Here is a 2,247-nt window from a genome sequence, read left to right as displayed (position 1 = left end):
GCGCCCCCCGGGGTGAAGCTCCAGGACGGGCCCCAGCCCAACCCCGGGCCGACGAAATGGCCCAACCTCCCACCGTGGGTGGGCCTCGGGGCGCAGCGGGCTCACCAGCAAGGGCGGCAGAAAGGCGTCCGTAACGCACCAGCCTTGATCGGCAAGGGCAGCCGAAATGGCTGCCGGCAGATCGGGCGGTTCCTGAGGAGGCCCCTGCGGGGGCTGAGCAGGCGGAGAAAATCTGGCTGTGAGGTTCAACCGCGTGGGACCGAAGGCTCCGGGTGGCGCAGTTTGCGCCCCGTCCCGCCTTCCGTCCAGCTCTTTTGCGCGCGGTGTCTTGGGCCGGGCAGGCCGGGCGAACGGTCACCCTAGGGAAGCGCTGATTTATTGGCGCTTCCCTACGTCGAGAAGTCCAGGCAAGGTCGACCGACCTCCTCGTGGAGATTCCGTATACCGTCGCCGTTCTGCCGGTCAACGCGTCAGTCGGGTGCTCTGATCATGGGCTGGCATCAGCCGTCGGAGACCATGGAAACACCCTCCGCCAGTCCCGCTGTATGGACACCAGCGCCCAGCCCTTGTCAGCGGCGTCGTCGAGACCCTTGTCGAGCCGGCCTATGTGGCTGTCTCGGTCGTAAGCGTATTCGCGCTCGGCGTCGTCGTGATGCAGCAGCAGACCGAGGCGCTTGCCCTCGCCCGCCGTGGTCCACTCCAGCATCTGATAGTCGCCGTCGGAGTTGCCGAAAGCCAGAATGGGGCGGCGGCCGATGTGGCGCCAGATGCCTACCGGCTTGCCGGCCTTGTCGTCGATGAAGGCGATCTCGGGTTTGCGCACCAGGGTCGGCACGCCGTCGATCACCTCGTACTCCAGCGCGATCTGCGAGCCCACCACCTGCTCCGGCGGGATGCCGTAGACGCGCTCGGCCCACGGGCGTAGGAAAGCAATTCCGCCGCCGGAGACGATGAAGGTCTTGAAGCCGTTGTCGCGCAGGTAATCCAGCAGTTCCAGCATCGGCTGGTAGACCAGCTCTGTGTAATGCCGCTCGAAGCGCGGATGGCGGGCGGTGGCGATCCAGTCTGCAGTGAGCGCGGCGAACTCGCTGCTCGACACGCCGGCGTGGGTGGCCATCAGGAGCTGCATCAACCCTTCCATGCCGGCCTCGCCGAGTGCAACGCCATCCCTTGCCAATGCGGCCTTGAAAGGCTGCTCCTCGCGCCATTCGGGATGCTCATCGGCAAGCTCCCCGATGCGCTCCAGCACGAACGCAAGCTGGATATATATGGGCTGCTCCACCCACAGCGTGCCGTCGTTATCGAAGACAGCAATGCGCTCGGACTCGGGTACGAAGTCTGGGGAGCCCGCTTGGGTGACTGCTGCGACGAATCCGGTGATGGCCTGTTTTGCCTGGCCGTCGTCCCAGGACGCGAGCGGGTCGGCGGCCGCCGCCAAGGGGACCCAAAGCAACAGCAAAGTCAGGATACGCATCGCAGGTTCTCTCGCAGCTTGGAAAGCCTGACAAAGCATGCCCTAAGGAACCATCCTGAGGACCCCGCAGGCTGCGAATTTCGGCCACCCTGACGGCCGTCCAACTACTTTTTTTGGGGTGACGCGTCTGGTGCGCGTGCGCTAGTCGAGGTGATGGGAAATCCGCAATGTGCTCCCAGTCGGCGGTGTCACCGGCAGCCGCGCGTAGAAATGCGCGGACCGCGCCTGCGGATTCTTGCGCATGGGCGTGGTGATCTCCTCGACCAGCGTCGAGCCATCGGGCCCGATGACGCTGATCTCGACCCGCCCAGGCGTCAGGATTCGCTGCGGCATCAGATTCGCGACGTCACCACTAACGCTCAAGGCCCCGCCATCGCGGTAGACCCGGACCCGGTTGATCTCGAAATGGCTGTCTGCGGACTTCTGGACGCTCAGCCCTTCTGTCTGCAACACATCGGGCTGCGTAGCGCAGCCGGCGCCCACAACGCTCAAGGCCGCGGCCAAAGCGGCAGCCAGCATCCGCTGGCGTCGATCATCGTTCATCGGCTTGCTCTCCTGCTGTTCGGACCGCAGGCGGCGACCGCTCGGGGGTCGCCGTCCTCGCTCCATAGGGAAAGCATAGCCCCGGGCGCTGAAACCAAGCTGAACGCCGGCCTACAGGCGCGGCTCGGTTCCGCGTCGATGACGTCACGCTGGTTATACCCGCCACACATGGGTCTTCGGCCGCGATGCACGCCTCTCGCACCCGATCGCAGCTGACGACTCCTCGCCAT

General features: G+C 65.5%; 2 protein-coding genes. Both read right to left on the bottom strand.

What is annotated here, in order from left to right:
- Positions 1 to 487: 487 nt before the first annotated feature.
- A complete protein-coding gene (locus I6U14_RS07175) occupies positions 488 to 1,474 on the bottom strand; it encodes an HAD family hydrolase (RefSeq protein ID WP_296898065.1) in 987 nt (328 codons plus the stop codon).
- A gap of 141 nt (positions 1,475 to 1,615) precedes the next feature.
- Complete coding sequence (locus tag I6U14_RS07170) at positions 1,616 to 2,017, bottom strand: hypothetical protein (protein WP_296898064.1); 402 nt, start codon at positions 2,015 to 2,017, stop codon at positions 1,616 to 1,618.
- Between the last annotated feature and the right edge of the window lie 230 nt (positions 2,018 to 2,247).

The organism is Thiohalocapsa sp., assembly GCF_019695415.1.
In the GTDB taxonomy this organism is placed as follows: domain Bacteria; phylum Pseudomonadota; class Gammaproteobacteria; order Chromatiales; family Chromatiaceae; genus Thiohalocapsa.
Note: the sequence above shows the minus strand (reverse complement) of the source record. Positions and strands in the feature narration are given on the sequence as shown.